Origin of the sequence: Lautropia dentalis (genome assembly GCF_003892345.1) — a bacterium.
GTDB classification, from domain to species: Bacteria; Pseudomonadota; Gammaproteobacteria; order Burkholderiales; family Burkholderiaceae_E; genus Lautropia; species Lautropia dentalis.
The window spans coordinates 1399588-1423881 of record NZ_RRUE01000002.1; the positions used below are offsets into that span (position 1 = coordinate 1399588).

The 24294-nt window shown below is 58.6% G+C and carries 17 protein-coding genes and 1 pseudogene; 14 read left to right on the forward strand and 4 right to left on the reverse strand.

Going from position 1 to position 24294, the window contains the following annotated elements; all coding sequences use genetic code 11:
- The first annotated feature begins 42 nt into the window (after positions 1-42).
- From EHV23_RS13690 to EHV23_RS13710, 5 genes are read left to right on the forward strand one after another with little or no spacing between them, the layout of a single operon-like run.
- Entirely contained in the window at positions 43-3945 is a 3903-nt protein-coding gene (locus EHV23_RS13690; RefSeq protein WP_125096557.1) for an AAA domain-containing protein, read from the forward strand.
- A gap of 28 nt (positions 3946-3973) precedes the next feature.
- Positions 3974-6445, forward strand: a complete 2472-nt coding sequence (locus EHV23_RS13695) for a PIN domain-containing protein (RefSeq protein ID WP_125096558.1) — start codon at positions 3974-3976, stop codon at positions 6443-6445.
- A gap of 5 nt (positions 6446-6450) precedes the next feature.
- Positions 6451-7566, forward strand: a complete 1116-nt coding sequence (locus EHV23_RS13700) for a hypothetical protein (protein ID WP_125096559.1) — start codon at positions 6451-6453, stop codon at positions 7564-7566.
- Entirely contained in the window at positions 7567-9441 is a 1875-nt protein-coding gene (locus EHV23_RS13705; RefSeq protein ID WP_125096560.1) for an AAA family ATPase, read from the forward strand.
- A gap of 3 nt (positions 9442-9444) precedes the next feature.
- Entirely contained in the window at positions 9445-10026 is a 582-nt protein-coding gene (locus EHV23_RS13710) for a 4Fe-4S single cluster domain-containing protein (RefSeq protein ID WP_125096561.1), read from the forward strand.
- Positions 10027-10044: 18 nt separating this feature from the next.
- Here the strand turns inward: EHV23_RS13710 and EHV23_RS13715 are convergent, their stop codons facing one another.
- Complete coding sequence (locus tag EHV23_RS13715; RefSeq protein ID WP_125096562.1) at positions 10045-10398, reverse strand: gamma-glutamylcyclotransferase family protein; 354 nt, start codon at positions 10396-10398, stop codon at positions 10045-10047.
- Between the two features lie 326 nt (positions 10399-10724).
- On the opposite strand from EHV23_RS13715, the gene EHV23_RS13720 reads away from it, so the two are divergent.
- From EHV23_RS13720 to EHV23_RS13745, 6 genes and pseudogenes are all read left to right on the forward strand, one after another.
- Entirely contained in the window at positions 10725-12203 is a 1479-nt protein-coding gene (locus tag EHV23_RS13720; RefSeq protein WP_125096563.1) for a serine hydrolase domain-containing protein, read from the forward strand.
- Positions 12204-12411: 208 nt separating this feature from the next.
- Positions 12412-12702, forward strand: a complete 291-nt coding sequence (locus tag EHV23_RS13725) for a putative quinol monooxygenase (RefSeq protein WP_158615987.1) — start codon at positions 12412-12414, stop codon at positions 12700-12702.
- Between the two features lie 131 nt (positions 12703-12833).
- A complete protein-coding gene (locus tag EHV23_RS13730) occupies positions 12834-13871 on the forward strand; it encodes a DMT family transporter (protein WP_125096565.1) in 1038 nt (345 codons plus the stop codon).
- A gap of 155 nt (positions 13872-14026) precedes the next feature.
- Positions 14027-14509: a helix-turn-helix domain-containing protein gene (locus EHV23_RS13735; protein WP_125096566.1), complete on the forward strand. Its 483-nt coding sequence runs from the start codon at positions 14027-14029 to the stop codon at positions 14507-14509.
- A gap of 65 nt (positions 14510-14574) precedes the next feature.
- A complete protein-coding gene (locus EHV23_RS13740; protein WP_238990502.1) occupies positions 14575-15768 on the forward strand; it encodes a type II toxin-antitoxin system HipA family toxin in 1194 nt (397 codons plus the stop codon).
- A gap of 143 nt (positions 15769-15911) precedes the next feature.
- Positions 15912-16481 (forward strand): annotated as a pseudogene (locus EHV23_RS13745) (transposase); the annotation flags it as partial.
- 49 nt (positions 16482-16530) lie between these two features.
- Here the strand turns inward: EHV23_RS13745 and EHV23_RS13750 are convergent.
- Positions 16531-17687, reverse strand: a protein-coding gene (locus EHV23_RS13750) for an IS3 family transposase (RefSeq protein WP_125095427.1) whose coding sequence is annotated in 2 segments (ribosomal slippage) — positions 16531-17432 and positions 17432-17687 — 1158 coding nt in all. Because the reading frame shifts where the segments join, the coding sequence is not laid out codon by codon here.
- Positions 17688-17747: 60 nt separating this feature from the next.
- On the opposite strand from EHV23_RS13750, the gene EHV23_RS13755 reads away from it, so the two are divergent.
- A complete protein-coding gene (locus EHV23_RS13755; protein WP_125096568.1) occupies positions 17748-19136 on the forward strand; it encodes an RHS repeat-associated core domain-containing protein in 1389 nt (462 codons plus the stop codon).
- Between the two features lie 875 nt (positions 19137-20011).
- Entirely contained in the window at positions 20012-20305 is a 294-nt protein-coding gene (locus EHV23_RS13760) for a DUF1330 domain-containing protein (protein WP_125096569.1), read from the forward strand.
- Positions 20306-20521: 216 nt separating this feature from the next.
- On the opposite strand, the gene vapC is transcribed toward EHV23_RS13760, so the two are convergent.
- Positions 20522-20947: a type II toxin-antitoxin system VapC family toxin gene (gene vapC, locus EHV23_RS13765; RefSeq protein WP_238990460.1), complete on the reverse strand. Its 426-nt coding sequence runs from the start codon at positions 20945-20947 to the stop codon at positions 20522-20524.
- A gap of 7 nt (positions 20948-20954) precedes the next feature.
- A complete protein-coding gene (locus EHV23_RS13770) occupies positions 20955-21248 on the reverse strand; it encodes a type II toxin-antitoxin system VapB family antitoxin (protein WP_125096570.1) in 294 nt (97 codons plus the stop codon).
- Positions 21249-21732: 484 nt separating this feature from the next.
- On the opposite strand from EHV23_RS13770, the gene EHV23_RS13775 reads away from it, so the two are divergent.
- Positions 21733-24228 carry an adenosylcobalamin-dependent ribonucleoside-diphosphate reductase gene (locus tag EHV23_RS13775; RefSeq protein WP_125096571.1) on the forward strand — a complete coding sequence of 832 codons (2496 nt, stop codon included), beginning with the start codon at positions 21733-21735 and terminating at the stop codon, positions 24226-24228.
- The last annotated feature ends 66 nt before the right edge of the window (positions 24229-24294 follow it).

Consider the following 24294-nt stretch of genomic DNA (forward strand, 5'->3'; position numbering starts at 1 on the left):
GGTACGGATGTGTAACGGGTTCGCAAACAAGGGGGCTGCGCCATGGCCAATCTGTATGTTGAGGTTGATGAAAAGTCTCGGGAGCGCCTGAAGAAAAAGGTCGAACTCCTGCAACGGCGTCACCGTACGTTCAGGGATTGGCTGAAAGCGGCAGAGGACCCGATCACCCGGCTGGTGGAACTGCTGTTTCCGGATGGCATTCCCATGACTTATGCCGCGGCGAATCTTAGCTACAGAAACAATCCCGAAAGAAACATAACACTGGCATTGCGGCCTTTGGAGAAGGGCGGGCACTGGCCGTTCCGGAGTGGTGTTTCGCTGGCAGTCAAGGGATACTGGCCAACCCAGGCGCGCATGCCAAGGTTGCAGATCCAGGACATATACGAAACTGCGGACGTTCCACTGCAGAGCTATGAGCGTGAGTTGGATGTCATCGTATGCGACTTCGATAACAATCCCGTCCACAGACGAGCAAGTGAAAATAATGCTCTGACGCAAGAGCTTGCGCGAGACCTTCCTCCAATTGCCTACGCAACAGGAAAAAAGCTTGACGGATGGGCGGATTATCTGCAATGGAAGCGAAACCTGATTCAGGAAAGGGCGAGGGGAATTCGCTACACTGGACGTTCGTGGTCAGAGAACGGGAAGGGTTCCATGATCGTGTTTGTCGTCGTGGCGGAGAACAAAGAGACGTTGAGGAATTCATACAGTTTCCTGTCACGCCAGGACGTAATGGTACAGGGACTTGAAGCCTCAATGGACAGCTGGAACTACAAAGCTGGTAGCGAAACAAAAATAAACAAACTGCCAAGGGGCGTTGCTCTGGGGGCTCTGGAGCGTCTGGGAACGTCAGAAGCAGCAGGAAAGATACAGGAATGTGCGTGGTCAAACCCCGTTCGCTCAGAGTTGATCGTTTCTCTTTCAGAAGAAGATATAAACGATCTTGAGAACGCAGACGGCGGAGAAGAAAGGCGAAAGCTCATCATTGACAGGATCCCTGCGCAGGGGTTTCTCACGCTGTCCCTGGCAGGCGACATGGCGTTGGTAAATCGCCATGAAAGATCAATCAATCTCCTGAAGGACCAGGGAGGTCTTGCGCCATACCTGTCCACCTACCTGTTCGATGCATCGCAGGCGTGGATTCCTGAAACACTGATCGAACCAGACAATTGGTACAGGGAGGATCTGAACGAATTCCAGAAGAATGCAGTAAAAAAAATTATCAGTGCGCCTGAACTGTGCCTCGTTCAGGGACCGCCGGGAACCGGAAAAACTACCGTGATCGCAGAGGCTGTACTGCAGCTTGCCAGCAAGGGCAATCGTGTCATTCTTGCAAGTCAGGCTCACACGGCGGTTGACAACGCAATGGACCGCCTGGGAGCGCATCCGGGCATGCGCGTGATTCGTCTCGCGCGTGATGTTCGTCGAGTATCAGATGACGGAAAGTCGTTTGTGGAATCGGCGTCCCTTGCCAGATACTATGAATCGTTGGCAGCGTACACGGGAGGGAGACTAGAATACTGGAAAACCCAGGATGATCGCCTGAAATCTGTCGATCAATGGCTTGCCAACGCAAACCTTGTTAATGACAACATAAAAGAGGCAAAGGCGAGTCTGATTTACAAGGAAAAAGAGCGTGCGGAACGTTACGCAGACCTGAAAAAATCCCAGGATGGCATTATAAACGCGCAGAAGGAGCAGGAGAGAGCGCAGGCACGCAGAAATGCACTGCAGAGCATGCTTGATGGCCTCAAAGGAGACAGGGATATTCTTGGTGTCGACTGGATCATGATGCCGTCATGCTCTCCCCGTCTTGCTGACTCCTTGTTTCGTCTTGAGGATGTAAATGTAAAACTGCCATTCAGTCGCACCAGATGGGAGTCCCGTCCTGATGACCAGGGCGAAATACTTAAGGGGCTCCTAGGGCGCTGGTTTGAAGTTAAAATCTTCCTTGCCACGATGAAGCGTGACGCAGCTGATATTGAAAGAGGAGAACATCTGCATCCAGAGTCCGTCAACAGACTTGAACAAATCGAAAAAGAACTACAAGAGATTGATCCTGATACTGAGTACGGCATATCAAGGTTGAAAAACTTAATCAATGAAAAGAAGTCTCTGAAGAGGGCTTCAGGTATTGATGGGGGTGTGTATCAAAGACTGTTCTCTGACGCAGATAGTGCCTTGACAGGAGCTTCTCCTGGCCATGAAGCTGTTGTCGTAAATTGGCTGAATGACAGAGTGGTTGCCATTCAGGTGCTTCAGAAGTCAATAGAAGAACGCATCTCCGAGCATGTCGCTCACGTAGAAGATGCCATCGAAAAATGTGCGGCTCCACCCGTAGATGAGAGTGAATACAGAAGTTGCGAAGAACGCGTCAGGGAGGCAGAAGAAAGCCTCGAAAAGGCCGAAAAACGCCTGGAGTCTCGCCGCAACCGTGTGAGGGAAATGCTTGAGTCTCCGGTTCTCGAGGGGCACGCATCGCAGTACGACACCAGGGCTGAGGTAGAAGGGATACTGATTCGAACGATAGAGCGTCTTGAGGATGAGAAAAGGGATCTTCTTGAACGACAGCAGGACGCAAATCAGGAACGCAATGTATGGGAGCCGGTTCTGGTTGAATGGCATGAATTGCTGAAGCAACCGGGCGTGGCTCTCAGAGACTGGGAGCATTGCAAGGATGCATACATTGCCAGCTGCAATGTCGTTGGCGTCACTTGTAACGAGGGCGAGAGAACTCTGGAGAATGCCGACCAAACCACCTTCGACGTCGCGATCATCGATGAGGTGAGCAAGGCAACCCCGCCGGAATTGCTTTTGCCACTCATGCGGGCCAGTCGTTCCGTTCTTGTGGGGGATCATCGCCAGTTGCCCCCTCTGTTCCAGGAGGGTATGGACGCCGAATCGTTCAGTGACGCTGTTGACGCGCAGGAGGGCGAGTCTGAAGAACGCAGGACGGCCCTGACCCGGGAAAACTTCAGGAAGTTTGAAAAGATGGTCACCGCATCACTTTTCAGAGAGCATTTTGAAAAGGCGCATGACAGCATCAAGGAAAGGCTGGAAATCCAGTTTCGCATGCATCCGCAGATCATGGCGATGGTCAACCACTTCTATGAGCATCGTCTCAAGTGTGGACTTGAGTATCCGAACTATGACCGAAATCATGGAATAACGCTCAGGGACATAGGTGGCAGAGTAATTGTTTCGCCTGCTCGAGATGACAATAATGAACTGGTAAAAAAGGACATGTCGCGGCCGGTAAGAGACATCCCGGATGTCGAGAAGCAGCGCGTAGTTCATGAGGGTGATCATGTGCTATGGGTAGATACCACTAGAAACCTCGCTGGAAAGCAGCATAGAGAGGATGTGGATGAACATGACAGGCCCTTGCGCAGCAACCGTCTGGAGGCACAACTTGTTGCACATACACTCTGTTTGCTGGACGAACAGGGAGCGCAGGTGGGCTACACAAATAACAATCGTCTTCAGGTTGGCGTAGTGTCGTTCTATGCCCGTCAATGCCGCCTGATCCGTGAGGAAATCAGGAAGGTCCGGCCAGATGGGAAGTTCTCATGTCTGGAAGTAGAAGTGAACACGGTCATCCGCTATCAGGGCAAGGAGAAGCCAGTCATTCTTGTCAGCATGGTTCGCAATGATGGCATCGATCGCCAGGCTATGGGTAATACCCGAAGGCGTCGGGCGAGTTCCGCCAACGTGGCAAGATTTGAGTTCATAAACGTAGCCTTTTCGCGTGCGCAGGAACTGCTGATCGTCTTCGGAGCAAGAAGCACGTGCGAATCCTACAACATTCGCCTTCCCGATATGGATGGTGGAGTGACAACAGAGCAGCCTGTCTACAAGCGCATTCTCGATAGTCTTGACCGTAGCGCACGTCTGATCCCTGCTTCCAGGTTCATGCGTGTTCCAGCGCAGAACAAAAATAAATAATCTCCCCTGAACGAAGAGAACATGCATCATGGATACGAAGCTGGGTTCTTTTTCTGTTGAAATTCCTCACTACGTGGTGGAGTCCAGTGTAGAGTACAGAACGATTCGTCGTCCAACTGTTTTCGAAAGCATGGCACTGAAACTCATTAGCGAGTTTCAGCGCCATGAGGTCATGTCAGGGATGTCTGTATGTGAAATTTTTGAGAGCCAGCTCGGGGTTTCTTCTACGGATGGTGTGCTGAAGGCGGCCATGGAGGAGATCTCTACAGTCCAGATGATCCGCTTTGAATCAGGTGGTTCAGTGGAAAAATGCCCATTGAAGCACCTTGGCTTGACAGATGAAGGTCGGAAGTTCCTGAAGACCGGACAGCTTCCCTCCAGGCCCAAGTATCAAAAGGTATGGCATGTTTATTCACCACTGACTGGGAAGCTGGTGGGACGAGCACGTCATATCTCTGCACCTACGCAAATCGATATTAATTCTGGTACTGGTGCGGAAGATGGACAGAGACGATGGGAGACTTTTGTAGACGAACTCCATCCGTCAGACCAGTCGGCCGCTGTGCGAGCGATGCTTAAGGAAGAAAGGCATGAGTGGATAAGCGAGAACACAGTAATAGGTAAAATCGAATCCCGTGTTCTGGAAGTTCGCCCTGAGAATCATGAGCTGACACTGATGTGCTCCAGTGACGGTACTATGTCGCTCAAGTCTAAAAACAGAGCCCTGGATAGCTGGCTCGAGCGTATGGATCCCGAGTTCGTCTGGAACCATATCATCGGCCCCGCAGTCTGCTCAGGTAACGTTTCTGTACTGCCAGATCTGGGGCATGCAGCAGTGCGTGATGCCCGGTCGGTGTCGTTGCTGACAACAGTGTTGAAAGGTAACCGCGCGGACCCGCCAGGTGGCCGATCCTTTTATGCATGCACCGATGAGACGCGTCTTGAGAGAACCTCTGCAACGGTCAAGATTCTTGTCAGGGAGAAAAATCATCCATATGCCGGTTATGTTCAGGAACGAACTGGTGACGAGGGGCTTTTTCTTGGGGTTGGTGTACCAGAGAGTGCCTTTCCTGCAGGGTTGTCGGGTATATATATTGAGAACGGCACAACGGAACCCCGTCTTGAGCTGAAGGGGGTGGTCTGGCTGTACTGGGGTGGGCAGCCACGTCAAGTGGAGGTATTTGTTGATGCAGGTGACTGCCGCTCTGCTCCGTTATGGATTGAACTTGGTCGTTCGATTGACGGGCGACTTATTGGAGGCGGAAACGAAGCTGAATTGGCCCTGACTTCCCTGTGGAAAGGGGGGGCGAGAGCTATCTGGAAATGGCAGGACCAGATTCCAGCGTCTTCGGGGGGAGTTCTTGGCTTTGTCGAGAGCGCAAAGGGGTTCTATTCATGGATGAGGCGATTGAAAGGTAATGAGCAATTGCGTTGGATCGAGGACTGGAGTAATGCCATGAATGTTGCGCTTGAAAGATGTATTTCCATTAATGGCTACCCAAAGTATTCGATTGAGTTAATAAAGGGGGTTGTTTTCGATCTTGAGAAGATCGGGTTTAGAAGGGAGGCGAGCGTCATGGAGGCACTCGTCGAATGCTGCGATCGGATTTCCAATGTTGAAGAAATCAAGATGTTTCGTTTCATTGCAGGAGAGGGGTTTGATATCCCGGTAAAAATGTTCAAGGAGAGTATTCTGAACGAATGGATTTCGGTCATATCTTCTGGACGAGATGTTTCTGGTTCTGTTTATGGTCCTCATGCGTACGCGAAAATTATGATTGAACTGTCTCGTGCGTATAAGGCTGTGCATCGCGATATTGGGCTGCTTAATATTCATCAGGTGAAGTCTGGTGATTTTGATTTTCGTTCGGTCACACCCTCTGCTTTGAATGCCGCCCTTAAGTGGCTTGATGTAACTCATCCTGATCGGCTTGTTTTCCGTAACCCTGTTTCTGATTCACATTATGAGAATTCGCAGCTTACACGCCTGAGACGTGAAGTGGAAGAGTGGCTTGATGTAGTCAGCAGTAGATTCGCTCCTCGTGAAGAGGAGGGGCGTCGAGTCGTGGTGCTGGATAGTAATGCGCTTATGGACGACAGGGTAACGGCACTTTCGGTGAACGAAAGCGATGTTCTTGTCATTCCCGCCCCGGTTTTTGATGAGTTGGAGCGGCTGAAGAACTCCGGCGATCAACGCAAGGCGGGGAGAGTGCGTGCGGCTAACCGCCTGCTTGTTAGTGAGAAATTTTCCTGGCGCATTCAGAATCTGGACGAGGATACTGTTCGTCGCCTTCTGGGTGGCCTTGATGCTGGGATAGTAGACAATCAAATCCTGGCGACGGCGGGCTACTACAAACTGAATGATGTGATTCTTGTCAGCGGTGACAATAATCTACGGGCAAAGGCTGTGTCCTTTGGTGTTCGTGTCATGAGTCCTGGTGAATACCTGAATGCAGGGAAAGGTTCTTCTGCTAAAGGCAAAGGAGGCAAAAGAAAGTGAGTCATATGAGCCAGGCTCAGTGGGAGCTTCAACAGCAACGTCAGCAGGAACTGATTCGTGAGCAGGCCCGGGCAAGCGCCAGTAACCTGCTTTCAGTCATGAGACGATCTCTCGATCAGGTGCTGCAACGTGATTTTGTACAGTATATTCCGGAGGAGTTCAACGAAGCTGAAATCGAGCTCCATCGCCTGTCTGTGCTGGTTGAGACTGATCCAGTTCTGGCCAGGGGTCTGTGCGCGACCCTTTGGACGAGGGTAAAAGGTCTGCTCGAGCTTGGGGCAAATGTTCGAAAGAAGTACCTCGAGGTGCGGCAAGCTGAGGAGCAGGCCGCAAGGGAAGCCGCCGTGCGGGAGGCCGAACGCAAACGGCATGTCCGGCAGGAGGCGGAGCTGCTTTGGCAGCACGAGCTTTCGGCTTGGGGTGACCGGCTCGCGCTTTCTCTCGCACGTCCGGAGCTTCTGGCCCTTCGGGGCAATCTGCTGGGAGAAGATGGTGCGGTGTCCCTGGATGGCCTTCGATCGTCGCTTCATGAACTTCGTATCCGATTCGAGAGGGAGGCCCGCGATCAGAGAGAGCAGGTGCACAGGGAGTCCCGGCAGGCAGCTGTCGAGGAGTTTCTTCGCCCGCTTGCCGAAAGGATCGACTCTATTACTGGAGAGAAAACCCAGCATCTTAAGGAGCGGCTTGATGGGCTGCGACGGCTTCCCGCAGAGGAAGTTGAAAGCATGCTTCCGGCCTTGATGGCCGAGGTGGACTCCTGCTGTATCGATGAATCGGTACGGCGCGAGATGGTTCGCGCCGTAGTCAACACTATGGTAGATGCTGGTTTTCAGGTGGACGGCCCCAGGCTTATCCGGGACGGCGATACTGATGAGGTCCTGATCCGGGGACGCAAGCCCGCAGGGTCTCAGGCCGAGTTTCGCATTGGTCTCAACAGGGAGGTGGTCTACAAATTTGATCGCTATCGTGGCAGTGAGTGCAAAGCCGATATTGACCAAGTCATTCCTGCTATTCAGTCTGTTTATGGAATCAATCTTTCCGATGAAAGGGTTCTGTGGCGTAACCCGGACGACAGGAGCTGTGACGCCGTCCCGCAACCGACCAAACGGAGGAGCAGGTAAATGACTGGAGAACATTCTTTCTGGCAGGAAGCCTTCCGTCGCGAAAGTGGCATTCGCCGTGGGATCATCCTTCATGGGAATGTGGGTGATAGTTTCCTTTCTTCCGGTGGGATGGACGGTGCTTGGGAAACGGTTCCTGCTGTGGTCGAACGCCTGCTGAAGACGCGCGGCTTTCGTGAGGTCGTTTTTTGGGACCGTGTCTCCGGTGTTTCCGGTGTTGCTCCCCGAACATGGCGAGATCTGGCCAGTTCTGCTGTGGAACGGGATGTGACGGCTGAGGGGGTTGCGTACGATTTTGGGGAGCCTTCGCGGACCGTTCGTACCCCCCAGGCGCGAGAGCAAGGGGGGGCAATGATGGTGACGCCAGACGACTTTTTGGCAGTAGTGTCCCGGGCCATGCTGAAGGCGCGTCCTGATCCGGTAGCGTTTGTGATCGACTGGTCTCACCTGCTGTTTGGCGAGAACAATGCGCTGACCGAGACAGAGCGGGGTTGGCTGCTTCGCATGGGCAAGGCGATACGGGATGGAGACCCCGGGCTTTACCCGATTGCAGGTAATGGTGGGGCCGTGGTCCAGAGCATCGTCGTGTTCATCTGTCAGGGGCTTACGGTCCTGCCGCCGATTCTGTATCAGGGCAACCCCCTGTTCAAGGAGATCAACATTCCATTGCCTTCGCGTCATGAGCGTCAGGCTGCTGTTTTACGGTTTCAGGATTTGTTCGATATTGATCCCCCTGTTCAGCCCCAGAGCAGATCGCTCGCAGACATGGTGGACGCCATGGACGGCTTTACACTTCGTGATATTCACAATCTGGCCATACTTTCGCGTCAGCAGCGTGGCATGACTCATGAGTCTCTAATCAGTCTGTATCGCTTTGGAGAGCGTCACAGCCCCTGGGAACAGCTCAGTCACGACAAACTCCGCAAGGCAAAGGAAACGCTGGAGCAACGGGTCAAGGGACAGGAATCTGCCATTGAGGCCGTCAACAGGATACTCATCAGGGCTTATACCGGGCTATCCGGATTGCAACACTCCAGCAAGCAGCGGACGCCAAAAGGCGCTCTGTTCTTCGTTGGACCAACGGGTGTCGGAAAGACAGAGCTTGCCAGATCCCTTGCCCAGTTCCTGTTTGGAGATGAAGAGGCGTGCATTCGATTCGATATGTCCGAGTTCAATCATGAACATGCGGATCAGCGTCTGGTTGGCGCTCCCCCGGGGTATGTGGGGTTTGAACAGGGCGGACAGTTGACCAATGCGGTCAAAAGTCGTCCCTTCTCCTTGCTGCTGTTCGATGAAATCGAGAAAGCGCACCCTCGAATCCTCGACAAGTTTCTGCAGATCCTCGAGGATGGCCGACTCACGGATGGAAAGGGAGATACGGTCCAGTTTTCTGACACATTCATTGTGTTTACCTCCAACATTGGTGCGGCACAGATCAGCCCCGATGATCCCAGTTCACGAGATGCCTTTATTGAGCATGTCCGCAGACATTTTGTTCATGAACTGAAGCGTCCTGAGCTTCTCGGGCGGATTGGTGGAGGCAACATCATCCCCTTTAATTTCATGAAGGATGAGAAATTCCTTGTGGACATTGCCCGGGTCAAGCTTCAGCCCCTGCGTCGTCGTCTCAAGGAGAAGTGGGGAATCAAACAGCTTGTTTTTGAGGATGAAACCAGAGCACTTCAGGCCGTTGTGCGCATGGTGGACAAAAGCAGTGGTGGCAGAGGAGTGCTCAACGCATTGATATCCGCTCTGTTTGATCCCATGGCGCGTTTTCTGTTTGATGAGGTAGGAACTCCTTCCCGGTCCGAGGGGCGTTGCATCACGGTCATGCAAGCCGGGGACAGGCCAATCTTCGAGTTTGATTTGGAGTAGCACATGCACTGGTTGAATCTTGCATCATGGGTTCCCTGTACTGAGGCTGAGGGGCCTGGAAGAAGGGCGGCCCTTTGGGTTCAGGGGTGCGACAAGCGCTGCGCAGGATGTTGCAATCCGGGTTACCTGAAGATCGTCGAACGGGATCTTCTGAGTTCATCCCGCATGATCGACCGCATTCTGGCTGCGCATGAAGCCTCATCCCTGGAGGGCGTGACGTTTCTTGGCGGCGAGCCCTTCCTGCAGGCACAGGGCCTTGCAGAAGTGGCAGAGGGCGTATCCCGCGCGGGGTTGTCCGTCATGGTCTTCAGTGGGTATACCATCCAGGAGCTGGATGATCTGGCACTGCCGGGGACGAAAGCGCTTCTCGACTGGACGGATGTCCTTGTGGATGGGCCATACGAAGCGTCAAGCCCTGACCTGCAGCGGAACTGGGTTGGGTCGACCAACCAGCGCTTCCATTACCTGACACAACGCTACGATGCGTCTATCGAAGGGGCGGGTGTACCTGAGCGTGTTGTGGAGTGGCGAATCCGTTCCAATGGCCAGCTAATGCTCAACGGCTGGCCCTGTTCGCTCAGATGACGGACGGGCAGGGGGCTTTCATCCCTGTCCTTTTGCCTCCCGCGCATCCCCATAGATCCACGCCTGTGCCCCCGACCGGAACGTCGCCATCACCCGCGCGTACTCCTTCACCTCATACCGGTCGGCCTGTGCCAGCTCCTCGTCGGTGATCTCGAAAATCACGCCGGGCACCTCATCGGCCGGGTTCTCCGTCCTGATCAGCATTGGATGGTGCGTCTTGCCGCTCGTGGCCACCACGGCTGGATCACTGATCGCAATCTCGTCCAGCCGATAGCCCACCAGCACATCCGGTGATCCTGTCAGCTTCCGGCTGAACGTGGCCAGCTGCACGTTTTCCTGTTGCAGCGTGCCGTAGGAGAACAGTTTTTGCATGGCGAAACCCCTTGGAGCGTGTCATGGACTCATTCAGCCCTGCAAAGCCCCCTTCGGGCGTGCAGGGCAAGGCAGTGTACACCCCCCGCTTTATGTCTGTTTTTTGGTGGTTCTCCCACCGGAAAACCCTGTTTCTGCCGGGTTTTGCCCCGTTTCCTGTTATAAATGCTGTGATCTGCGGCCAACTTCATACATTTCTGCAGCACCTTGATAATGTGTTTCCTGGCGGCTTCCCTTAAGGTTCCGGGGAAGCGCCGGCAGGCCCAACCTCGGGCCAGTGCCGGTTCACCCATGCATTCCGCAGACCAGAACAGGGAACCGTCTACATGAACCAGTCAAACCGTCCTTTCTCCGGGCTTCGTGCCCCCGCTTCCGCCCGCGCCCTCATTCTGGCCCTGGCCGTTTCCGCACTGTTCCCGTCGGTGGCCTCGGCAGCCGGTAACGAATCACCTGCAGCAGACAAGGCGGCGGCAGCTTCCAGTGAAGCGCCATTGGCAGGTGCCGCCTCCAGCGATGCCTCGCAGGCCGCATCGGCATCGCAGGCCCAGGCAGGGGAGTCTGCACCGCTCTCCCAGGCCGAGATCCAGGCCGCCATTCGCGCCCAGCTCCCGGGCGCGGCCAGCACGCCGTCCGCGGTCAGCGAACCGTCCGGCTCCCATGTCGCCCGGAAAGAGTTCAAGCTGCCCGGCACCCACTGGGTCAACCAGCACCTGGACTTCGTCCATCCGCGCAACAGCGCCATCGCCACGGGCTCGGCACCGTCGGCGCTGGAAACGGCCAGTGTGGATCTCTCCGGCGTCTCCGTCACGGACGGCAATGGCAACGCGGTCACGCTGGCCGACTACCAGAACCGCGGTGACGTCGACAGCCTGCTGGTGCTGCATCGCGGCCAGATCGTCTATGAGCACTACGCCCACGGGATGATCGAGGAGCGGCGCCATGCCCTGTGGTCGATGACCAAATCCTTCACCGGCCTGATCGCCACCGACCTGATCCAGTCCGGCCAGCTCGACCCCAGTGCTCCCGTCACCCAGTACGTGCCGGAGCTGCAGGGCAGTGCCTGGGACGGTGCCAGCGTGCAGCAGACGCTGGACATGACCACGGCGGTTGACTACGCCGAGCGTCCCGATGCCGACCCGGGCGTCGTGCAGTACATGTTTGCCGCCGACCTGCTCAACGTTGGGCCACTGTACCAGGGGCCCAAGAAGATCATCGACTTCCTGAAGTCCCTGAAGAAAAACGGTGATCATGGCGCCAAATTCGAATACAAGACGGTGGATGCCGAGGTCATCGGCCTGATCATCGAGAAGATCACCGGCAAGTCCTTCCCCACCCTGGTGTCCGAACGCATCTGGGCGCCCATCGGTGCCCAGACGGCCGCCTACGCACTGCAGGACAGCGGCAACGCCTATCTGGCCGGTGCCGGCATGGGGGCCATCACGCGTGACCTGGCCCGCTTTGGCGAAGCCGTCCGCCTGGAAGGCCGCTACAACGGTCAGGCCTTCCTGCAGCCGGGCACCGTGGCCGAACTGCGCAAGGGCGGTGACCAGAATGCCTTCCGGGCCGGTCGTCCCAATGCCCGTGAAGGTTCCTCCTACCACAACCAGTGGTGGATCGCCCCGGGCAATGACCACAGCTTCGAAGCCCAGGGCTTCGGCGGCCAGCGCATCTACATCGATCCGCAGAACGAACTGGTCATCGTGAAAACGGCCTCCGAGGTGAACCTGAACATCGAGCCCAAACCCACGGACCTCGACCGGCCCATCTTCGACGCCATCACCACGGCCGTCACCCAGGCCCACTGAGCACAGCCCCGCGCAGGTGCACGAAGCGCGCTGCCCGGCATGGCCGGGGGCGCGCTTCGCCGTTCCTGCTCCTGTCTCTGCATGGCCACGTCGGGCCGATCCGGCCCGCATCATGGAAAACCCCGCCCTGGCCGGAGACCGAACCATGGCCCCCGGCCATGGGCGCTACCATAACGCCTTCTTTCCCCCTCCTCATTCAGGAGCCTCCATGTCCAAACCCGTTCATCTCTTCGTCACCCTGCAGGCCAAACCGGGCCAGATGGAAGCCCTGCAGCAGGCCATTGCCGGCCTCGTCGCTGGCAGCCGTCAGGAAGCCGGCTGCGTCTCGTACAACGCCGCCTACGCCGACGACGGCATCACCGCCTACATCGTCGAACACTGGAAGGATCAGGCCGCCGTCGACTTCCACAACAAGACCCCGCACTTCATCGAGGGCGTCAAGAAGCTGCAGGAGCACAGCAGCAACCTGCAGATCCACAACGTGCACTGGCTGGACTGATTCCGCCTTTACACGCCCCGCCTGGAACAAATGGCCCATTCGCCACCCGCGCAACCTCTCCTGGGGGGCGGGACGAGGCGGCAGGGGCCTCTGGGGCAGAGAGTTTTCCTGCCGGCAGGAGACAAGCCAGCATGCCATCTTCCCGTCTGGACACTTCCCCCGCCACCTCGCCACGCAGGGCGCTGATCATTGCCCACGTGGCGGCCGTGCTGTTCGGCATGACCGGCATCCTCGGGGCGCTCATTCACTTCGCCCCCACCACCATCACCGCCGGTCGCGCGGGCTTTGCCGCCGTTTCCCTCCTGGTGCTGGCACTGCTGCAGAGGCGCCCGGTGGTGCGTGCCCTCAACGTCCGCCATATTCGTGTCCTGCTGGCCAGCGGCATCTTTCTGGCCGTTCACTGGGTCACCTTCTTTCTGGCCGTGAAGGTGGGCGGCGTGGCGGTTGCCACGCTCGGCTTTGCCAGCTTTCCGGCCTTCATCGCCCTGCTCGATGTGCTGGTCTTTCGCGAGCGCATCGGCGCCGGTGAAGGCACGCTGCTCACCCTGGTCACCCTCGGGCTGATCCTGGTCACCCCGTCCTTCGACTTTGGCAACAGCGGCACCATCGGCCTGCTCTGGGGGCTGCTGTCGGGCCTGTCCTTCGCATGTCTGGCCGTGCTCAACCGCCGGGGCAGCCGCGGTGTCGACGCCATTCAGGTCGCCCTGTGGCAGAACACCATCGTGTTTCTGCTGGTGCTGCCGCTGGCCGGTGCGATGGGTGGCATGGAGGCCGGCGACGTGTCCACCATGCAGGAAGCTGCGGTCCATGTGGCCGGTTCCGCTCAGAAGGAGGCTGCTGGCCATACGGCTGGTTCCACCCAGGTGGCCAGATCCACGCATGCCGTCGATGCTGCCGGTTCCGTTGTGGCAACGCCTTCCCATCTTGCCGACTGGTTCTGGCTGGCCGTGCTGGGCATCTTCTGCACCGGCCTGTCACATACCCTGTTCGTCAGAAGCCTCGATGGACTGGATGCCCGCAGCGCCGGCATGATCATCGCGCTGGAGCCCGTGTACGCCATTGCCTGCGCCTGGTGGCTCTTCGGTGACCAGCCCAGCCTGCGCATGCTGGCCGGGGCCGGGCTGATCATCCTCGCCACCGTACTGTCGGCGCGGGGGAATAAGGGCTGAGAGAGAAGGGGTCGGGCAGGGGATATCAGCCCGTCCACCAGCACCCTCTCCGTTATCCCATCGACCCCCAATCGGCATCCCATCAGCGCTCCCATCAGCGCGTCAATGTCCGCCATTATGGACAATATGGTATGTTTTTGTTCATAATGGCGGACATGCCCAGCAAACCTCCCATCGTCTTTCCGCAGGAACAGCGCGTTCTCACCTCCATGGGAGAGCGCATCCGCCTTGCCCGTCGCCGGCGCCGTCTCAGCACCACCACGGTCTCGGGCAGGGCGGGCATTTCCCGCAGCACCCTGCACAAGATCGAAGCCGGCGACCCCGGTGTCACGCTGGGTTCCTGCGTTCGGGTGCTGGCCTGCCTGAGTCTGGTCAATGACTTCGACCACATCGCAGCCGATGACCGGCTGGGCCGAAAACTGCAGGATCTGGGGCTCGAACCGCCGCCGCGGCCCAAACGCAAGATACGACCACGGTCGCGCAGCGCTCCCGCCGGTGGCAAAGTCTCACAGCAAGAAGTTTCTGTGATGGCAGGGGAGCCGGGCATGGAGGTCTCGGCGGCTGACTGTCAGGCGTCTGGGTGCCTGACCGACCAGGCGCGTTCGTCGTCGTTGCTCGAAGAGGAGGGCGGGGCATGATTCAGCACACCAGTTCGCTCGAGGTCTGGCTGGATGACGATCTTGGCCCTGCCTGCAGGGTCGGGATGTTGGCGCATGATCGTGGCCAGACCCGCTTCACCTACGACACGGCATGGCTGAAGAGCCCTCGCGCCTTTGCACTTGACCCTGCGCTGCAGCTGGACTCCCATCCGTTCTTTCCCCGGCCTGACCAGGGAAATTTCGGCATCTTTCTGGATTCGTCACCGGACCGCTGGGGGCAGACGCTGATGAAGCGCCGCGAGGCCCTGCAGGCCAGGGATGAACAGCGCTCTCCCCGCACCCTGTACGCGTGGGATTATCTGGTCGGTGTACAGGACCTGACCCGTCAGGGGGCGCTGCGCTTCTGCCTGCCTGGTTCCGATGTTTTTCTGGATAACGAGAAAATGGCTGCGCCTCCCGTCACCAGCCTGCGGGAACTGGAAGCCGTAGCATACCGCCTGACGCATCGTCGGCTGGATGATCTGGATGAACTGCGTCGCTGGCTGGCTGTGCTGGTCGCGCCCGGTGCGTCTTTGGGCGGGGCTCGTCCGAAAGCCAACTTCACTGAGTTGGACGGTTCTCTCTGGATTGGCAAATTCCCGACACGGGATGATGACCGTGATATTGGCGCATGGGAGTATGCCACGCATCAAATGGCCGAGCAGGCAGGTATCGTGGTTCCACCCGCCCGGCTGGCGCGGTTCAACAACGACTACCATACTTTCTGCGTTCAACGCTTTGACCGAAAGAGTGGCAGACGTCGCTTCTACGCCTCGGCCATGACGCTCCTGCAGAAAGAACGGAGTGAGGGCAGCAGTTATCTGGAGCTGGCCCAGTTCATTCGGTCTCATGGTGACCCTGAACATGTCGAATCAGATCTTGTCCAGCTGTTCCGGCGCGTTGCCTTCAATGTGGCGGTCGGGAACCGGGACGATCACCTGCGCAATCACGGCTTTTTGCTGGGGCAGGGGGGGTGGCGTCTGGCGCCGGCCTTCGATGTGAACCCGAACATCGACAAGGCCGAACATGTCCTGAATATCGATGACAGCGACAATAGGCCGGAGCTGGCAACGGTACTGGAAACTGCGCCTTTTTACGACCTGTCCGACACGGAGGCGACGCGCATTCTGCGTGAAGTCATTCGTGCCGTGTCGGACTGGCGGGCCGTGGCCCGTCGGCACCGCATTTCCGCTGCGGACATCGAACTGACAGCGGGGGCGTTTGGTGCGCTTTCGGATGTGATCGGTGGAAATGTTTGAGATGATCCGGGGCTACTCTAGTCGGTCCTGAACAACCCGTCTCACCCCCTGATACCCAGTGTCTGACCCCGGGAACCACCCTGCAGAGATTGCAGGATTTGCGATCATAGGGCTCGTTTTCTTGCAATTTCTCCGGGGTCTTCATGGGTCCAAAGCCATCACAACCACAGACTGGCGAGCTGTTCGGGTATCCGCTGCGCGATCACCTGAACCTGAAGCATCCGCTGATCCTGCTGGGCGACCGGATCCAGTGGGAGCGCATCGATGAACTGGTGGCGGACCAGTTCAAGTCCCGTACAGGGCGGCCCGCCACGTCCCCTCGTCTGATTGCGGGGCTGCTGTATCTGCAGCACGCCTTCGATCTGTCTGATGAAGAAGTGGTGGCAACCTGGGTGGAAAACCCGTACTGGCAGGTCTTTACCGGGGAGATCTATCTGCAGACCAGGCCGCCGATTGATCCGTCCAGCCTGACGCGCTGGCGCAAAAGGCTGGGCGAGGCTGGCGTGGAAGAGATGCTGTCTTTGACGCTGGTTCTGGCGCAGGAACTTGGCATGCTCAAGGAATCCAGCTTCAAGACGGTGATCGTGGACACGACGGTCATGCCGAAGGCGATTGCGCATCCAACGGATTCCCGGCTTCTGGAGCGTACCAGACAGCATCTGGTCAAGGCTGCCAGGGCGTGTGGCCTGAAACTGCGGCAGAGCTACAGTCGTGTTGAGGTGTACTGTCAACCGTAGACAGTTGCTTTAATGTGAAGTCCGTTCAAAGAAAACCTTGCCTGAAGGCCACTGGCGACTGGTAGCCAAGTGCACTGTGCAGTCGCTGACGGTTGTAGAACACCTCGATCCACTCGGTGATCGCCGCTCGTGCCTGCGCACGCGTGGCGAAACGCCGCTGGTACAGCAACTCGTTCTTGAGTGATCCCCAGAAACTCTCCATCGGTGCGTTGTCGTAGCAGTTTCCCCGCCGTGACATCGACACCTGCATGCCCAGGGCATCAAGTCTTTCACGGTAGCGACTTGCGCAGTACTGGCTTCCCCGATCGGAATGATGCAGTAGTCCGGGCTCGGGGCGGGCATACCGGACAGCCCGGTTCAGAGCCTCCAGTGTCAGCTCGTGTGTCATGCGCTTCGACATGGCGTAGCCGACGATCTCCTGAGTGAACACGTCCTTCACGCCAGCCAGATACAGCCAGCCTTCATCCGTACGCACATAGGTGATGTCCGTCAGCCAGACCTTGTCCGGTGCGTCGGCACTGAAGTCCTGGGCCAGCAGATTGGGCGCCACAGGCAAGGTGTGTGCCGAGTCCGTGGTCGTGCGAAAGCAGCGTTTCTGCCGGCAGCACAGGCCCATCTCGCGCCGCAGACGTCCGACACGATCCCGTCCGACCTTCTGTCCCTGGTGCCGCAACAGCGCATGTACGCGTCGCACCCCATAGGTCTGGCGCCCCGCCTCGTGAGCCGCCCTGATGTGAACACGCAGGCGCTCGTCGTCCCTGGCCCGTTGGCTGGGCTGGCGCTTGAGCCAGGCCAGATAGCCGCTGCGAGAAACCTCCAGAGCCCGACAGGCCACGGTCAACGGGTACCCCTTGCCGTGAACCCTGTCCTTCAGGAACGCGTACCTTGCAGGGACTCCTTCGCAAAGTACGCGGCGGCCTTTTTTACGATCTCTCGCTCCATCTCGGCACGGGCCAGCTCCCGGCGCAGTCGCACCACCTCGGCCTGAAGCTCCTCGCGGCTGGCCTCGGCCACACCCGAGAATGGCTTGCTCGGCCCCTTGGCCTTGACCACCCAGTTGGCCAGTGACCCCTTCGGAACCCCCAGCCTGGCGGCGACCTCGGCTTGCGAAAGTCCCTGTTCAAGGACCATCCTGACGGCTTCCGTCCTGAACTCGGCTGTGTAACTCTGATTCTGTTTCATCCGTTGACCCTCCATGGCCATTCTCCCTCATGTGGGTGTCTACGGAAGTCAGGCTACCTCATGCTCAGGCTGCCGGGTCAGTGGGCTGATGCAGCTACGGGACTGTACTACAACATGAAGCGGGACTATGACCCGATGATGGGCCGATACGTTTCTCCGGACCCCCTGGGTGTACGGGCGGGCCCGAACCCCTACCTGTATGCGGGGGCAGATCCGCTCAGGAATGTGGACCCGACAGGGCTGATGCTGTTTGCGTTTGATGGGACGTACAACGCCCCCGATGCGCCAACGAATGTCTGGTATTTCCATCAGCTCTACAACACGGAGGCCAATGGGCCGGGCAGGGTTACACGACCGTATCTGGAGGGCGTTGGCGTCGCACAGGGGCCGGATGCTGCCTATGGACGAACCATGGTAAGTGTCACACGGGAGACTCTGGAGCCGATATTTTCGTGGAAATGGAAGGATAACGTCGAGTTCCAGGTGATGCGCTTCATGAAAGCGGTGGAAGACCTCAAGGAAGACGAAACGCTGAATATCGATGTGGTCGGATTCTCACGTGGGGCTGTTCAGGCGCTGGAATTCGGACGTATCGTTGCACGAATGCTGAACAATGGGGAGGTAGCCCATGCCGATCGGGTCAAGCTCCGATTCATGGGACTCATGGATCCCGTCATGACGAACATGTATTCGGGCGTGGATGGATGGGAGCAGAAGTGCAAACCCATGGATGTCGATGATCGTTGGGAGAATGTCCTGAACATCGTTGCAGCGCATGATCGCCGGGGCATTCTGTTCAAGGGTACGTCTCTGGGTAGTCAGATCAACATGAGACCCAATGGGGACCTGACCGGACTTGATCCGAACGTGGTCAGAAAACTGCGACGAGATCCGGCGACGGGCGGATGGACCGGCATCCGTGAGGAAATCGTTCTGGCAGGCGCCCACTCGGATATTGGAGGTGGATGGAGGTCCCCCGAATCGAAAGCGCCGGATAGTGATCTGTCGGATGCTTCGCTGTGGGTGTTGATGGATCGCGCGGAGCATGCGGGTGTGGTTATGCACGATCTTCCAGATTATTTGAAACGGATCGATTTGCCAGTCAATCACAAGAATTCAGGGTCTATAATGAACCTTGCACAGGGAAGAGACGGGAGAACGTACCTTGTAGATGGTGAGTGGAAGGATGATGCTCACTTGGGGTTCTATGGCGTAAAACCTGATTCGCGTCTGCACCCCTTCAAGGTGGAGCCGGAGAACGAGATAGGGATGTTCAGAGATGGGCGGGATGATCCCGTAGTTCATTCTGCCTCCCGTATTCCGGAGAGCAAGTACTGGCAACAGGAGAACTCCATGGATATGAGCTTGTATTGCAAGTTTTTGCTTGACAAGGCGATATTTTATTCTTCGAAGTACGCAGAAAACTGTCGACAGGCAATCAATCATTAATCTTGAATCAAGTGAATGATGGTTGTTTACGATGAGTGGGGCTGGCTGTAAGCCAGTCGGCGCAGTACATGGAGCAGCGTGGTTCATGAGAGTGATAGCAGCGGTTCTTGTGTGGATTCCCCTGATTCTCGGCCTGGCGAATGCCGCAACAGCACTGTCTGATGGCTGGACTGGCTCACTTTCAGGGCAGGTCCTGTCAATCCTGTTTTGCACGATTGTGATGGCCTGTTGTGATGCAGGGAGACGAGCCGGGAAACGGTATTCCTGGCTGATGTCGGTTGATGACCGACGGCTTGTTCGGGACTGTGCGGGGAATGTCTCCTCTGTTACTGTGGTTGTCGTGTCGATTGTTTTTGGGGCTATCGCGCTCAATTCATATGGGACGATAGACGGAACTTCAGGTTTGCCATTTCATTGGCTGATATTCTGTCTTGAGTGCCCGTGGGTGATTCCCATCCTGCTGTATTTTGTTCCTTCGGCATGCGGATCCCTTGTTTTGGCGTGGTTTGGTTCCCGATACAGTTTGGCGTCGGCCAGGCTGTCAGGGGAAGGGAGGCTCGGGTGGGAGCCTTGTTTTTTTGGTGTATTGGTTGGCGCTCTTTTGCTTGTATCGGCATATTGCTCATGGCGTATGTCCGAATACGCTGGAAACTGCACAGTGACCTGGTTCAACAACCGTCACAGCATGCCAGAGTTTTGCCAGTCGACCTGGTGGTAGTTCATCCTTTTCGGATGAGTCCATGACACGCTCCAGGAGTATTATTCCAAACACCCGCCCGGCGGCCCCGGTCAGCACACGGATGGGGTCGACGCGGGCACGAACGTGTCCATGACACATCCCAGGGCCATCAAACGCAACAGCCCAGGAGCATGCCATGTCTGCCTATATCGTTTTCATCCGGGACAAAATGAAGGATCGTGCGGCGTACGACCAGTACATCCGCGAGGCGGCACCCACGCTGGAGAAGTACCACGGCGAGATCATCGTGTTCAATGGCGCGAATGAAGCGCTGGAGGGGCCGGCAACGGATGGCGGGGTCGTGCTTCGCTTTCCGGACATGGCGTCTGCGCGAGCCTGGTACGACAGTGCCGAGTATGGCCAGTCGAAGCCACTCCGGCTGGCTGCTACCGAAGGCCGCGCCGTGCTCTTCGAGGGCGTCGGTGCCTGAGCCGGCACCGTTCCGGCCATTCAGCCGTTCAGTCGTTCAGTCGTTCAGTCGTTCAGTCGTTCAGTCGTTCAGTCGTTCAGTCGTTCAGTCGGGCGGCGGCCCGGTCGCATGGCCTTGCCGCCATGAAGCATCCGCATGAATGCCCTGGCTGTTTGCCCCGGTTATGCCCGAAAGCGGCGGTGCCGATATGGCGCGCCGGGGCAGGGCTGTTCGCCCTCACCCCTTTGTCAGCCGCCTCAGCCCCAGTACCCGCTCCATCACCTCGAAATCCCGGTCGTTGTCCAGCACCAGATGGTCGTGATACAGGCAGAACGTGCCGATCATCACGTCCAGCGCGCTGCGGATGGTGAAGCCGCGCGCCACCAGGGTGCGGTAATGCTCGGCCGCCAGGCACGCCAGGGCAGGGCTGAAGGCGGGCACCACGTCAAAGCCTTCCAGCAGCCGCCGGGCGTTGGCGTAGTCGCGGGCGTGCCGAAAGCCGCGCAGCACCTCGTACAGCACCAGATCCGGCACGACGATGGCCGGATCATCCTGCTGCAGTACCTCTTTCAGCATGTGCTGGCCCGGGGTGCCGGCACCGCGGAAGAAGTCGATCCAGGCGCTGCTGTCCACGACGATCATGGCGCCTTCACCCGGTGTCATGAGGCTTTCACGCCGCGGAACCATGGCGGCTCCGTTTGCGGGGGCTGCCGGGCTGGCCGGCACCTTCGGACGAACCCGGCCAGGCAGGCCGGGGCTCCATCGGCATGTCCGTGTGGATGGCGGCCGGATCGGGCTGGTCGTCCCAGTGCAGCTTGCCTTCCCATTTGAGCACTTCGCGCGCGTGGTTGCGGCGGGCGATGAGCCGGAGCCCGTCTTCGACGGCCTCGCGTTTGGTTTTGTACTGTCCGCCCTGCATGGCGGCGGCCATGAGGTTGTCATCGATGTCTATGTTTGTGCGCATTGTGTATTCCGTGCATGTTTTTTGTGTATCCTAATCCATTTCCCTCCCTTCCACAAGGGGGGCGCCCTCCCTCCCGGGGTTGGCCGGGGTCAGCCGGGTTTGCCGTGCCTGCCGTGTCTGCTGCGCGGCTGCCACGTCTTCTGCCGGGCGCCGTGGCGTCGCTCACCACACCACAACGTTTTTCTGTCTGAAACACCCCGCCATGCCCGTCCGGGCTTACAATGCTTTCCGTGTCCGCCCGGTCGCTAGTGTGGTGTAGGGTTTTTGGGCACTGTATGTTGTGCTATGCTGCGGTCTTCGCTGGGGCAGGCATCTGTTCCTGTCCAGCGCTGCCGCTGCGTCGGCCAGCCTCCTCCCGGAGCCACCGGCTCCATCCGCATGCTGCCCGCCGGGGCCCTGTGCCCGCGGGTTTCGACGCCCCTGTCTTTCTGGCAAAACAGGCCGGAAGCCCTGTTGCGCCCTGTCGTTCTGGAATCTGTCTCCCATGAAACGTGATCCCCTGCCTGCCGCCAATACCGCTCTGACGCTGCCCGTACAGCCCATCAGCCAGGACGTGCTGGCCGAGAAGTACCTGAAGGGCAATGAGCAGACGGCGGCCGACCTGTACGCCCGTGTGGCCCGTGCGCTGGCCTCGGTCGAGAAGGAGGACATCCGTGCCGAATGGGAGGCGAAGTTCCTGGGCAACCTGCATGCGGGGGCCATCGGTGCCGGCCGCATCATGAGTGCCGCCGGTACCGACATCCAGGCCACCCTCATCAACTGTTTCGTCCAGCCAGTGGGTGACTGTATCCAGGGCTTCGACGACGACGGCTACCCCGGCATCTACGAGGCGCTGCGCGAGTCGGCCGAAACCATGCGCCGTGGCGGTGGCGTGGGCTACGACTTCTCCCGCATCCGTCCCAACGGCGCGGAAGTGAAGGGCACGCATTCCATTGCCTCCGGTCCGTGCAGCTATATCAATGTGTTCGACCAGAGCTGCGCCACCGTCGAGAGTGCCGGCAGCCGCCGGGGCGCGCAGATGGGGGTGCTGCGCATCGACCATCCGGACGTGCTGGATTTCATCACTGCCAAGCGCACGCCGGGCCGGTGGAACAACTTCAACGTCTCGGTGGGCGTGACCGATGCCTTCATGCAGGCCCTGGCCGACGACGCCGACTGGGAGCTGGTGCACAAGGCCCGTCCGGGTCGCAAGATCATGCAGGCCGGCGCCACCCAGCGCGCCGACGGCAAGTGGGTCTATCGCCGTGTGCCTGCCCGGCAGCTGTGGGACACCATCATGAAGTCCACCTACGACTTCGCCGAGCCGGGCATCCTGTTCCTCGACGCCATCCGCCGCGACAACAACCTCAATTACTGCGAGGCCATCGAGGCCACCAACCCCTGTGGTGAACAGCCGCTGCCGCCCTATGGCTGCTGCGACCTGGGGCCGATCATCCTCACCCGTTTCGTGCGCCATGCCTTTGGCCAGGGCGGTGAGCCGGCCTTCGATTTTGCGGCCTTCGAGGAGGTGGTGGCCATTCAGGTGCGCGCCCTCGACAACGTGCTGGACGTGACCTTCTGGCCGCTGGACAAACAGCGTGCCGAGGCTGCCGCCAAGCGCCGCATCGGCGTGGGCTTCACCGGTCTGGGCAACACGCTGGCCATGCTGAAGCTGCGCTACGACCGTGCGGAGGGCCGTGCCATGGCCGCCCGCATTGCCGAAACCATGCGCAACGCGGCCTACCGGGCCTCGGTGGAGCTGGCGAAGGAAAAGGGCGCCTTCCCCGAGTTCGATGCCGACAGGTACCTCGGCAAGGGCAGCAAAAAGGGTGAGGGCACCTTTGCCACCCGCCTGCCCGACGACATCAAGGCCGACATTCGCAAGTACGGTATCCGCAACAGCCACCTGCTGTCGATTGCGCCCACCGGCACCGTCAGCCTGGCCTTTGCCGACAATGCCAGCAACGGCATCGAGCCGCCGTTCTCCTGGACCTACACCCGCCGCAAGCGTGAGGCCGACGGTTCGAAGAGCGAGTACGTGGTGGAAGATCACGCCTGGCGCCTCTACCGGGAGCAGGGCGGTGACGTGAACAGCCTGCCCGACTATTTCGTCAACGCGCTGGGCATGACGGCGCTGGAACACGTGGCGATGATGGAAGCGGTGCAGCCGTTCATCGACACGTCCATTTCCAAGACGGTCAACGTGCCGGCCGACTATCCGTACGAGGACTTCAAGGACCTGTACCAGCAGGCCTGGAAGGCCCGCCTGAAGGGGCTGGCCACCTACCGTCCCAACAACGTGCTGGGTGCCGTGCTGGAAGCTGCACCGGCGAAACCGGAGGAAAAGCCTGCAGAAAACGCGGCCGCTCCGGCCGTGCCGGACGTGGATCCGATGCGCCGGGTGATCGAGCGCCGCCCGCCGGGGGCGCTGAACGCCGTGGCCGAGAAGATCGAATACTGGACGCAGGAGGGTCAGCAGCGCCTTTATCTCATCGTGTCCTTCCTGCCCGTGGAGGCGGGTGATGGCAGCCATGTGGAACGCGCCATCGAGTTCTTCATGCCGGTGGGGCAGAGCGGCGAATCGCAGCAGTGGATTACCGCCACCATGCGGATGCTGAGCCTGGCCGCCCGTGGCGGCTTCCTCGACCGGGCGCTGTCCGACATGCGCAAGGTCACGTGGGACCGCGGTCCGGTGCGTCTGGGCTTTTACGAGAAGGCCGATGGCACCCGGGTGCCGCGCTGGCACGACAGCGAGGTGGCGGCCATTGCCTATGCGCTGCAGAACCTCATTGCCCGCCGGCAGGAGGCGGTGCAGGCCTCGCTGTTCGATCCGGACGAGCTGCCGGCCGAGTCGTCGGCAGCGGTCCAGTCGGCGGTGTCCGGAACAGAATCGGGCGTGATGGCCGGCAAGAAATGCAGCGAGTGTGGCGCCTACGCCATGATCCGCAAGGATGGCTGCGACTATTGCACCCAGTGTGGCATGCTGGGCAGCTGCGGCTGATCACATCGGGCTGCCGGTTTTCCTGCACGCCCGGTACCGGTGCCTGTACGCAGGTGCCGGTGCCGG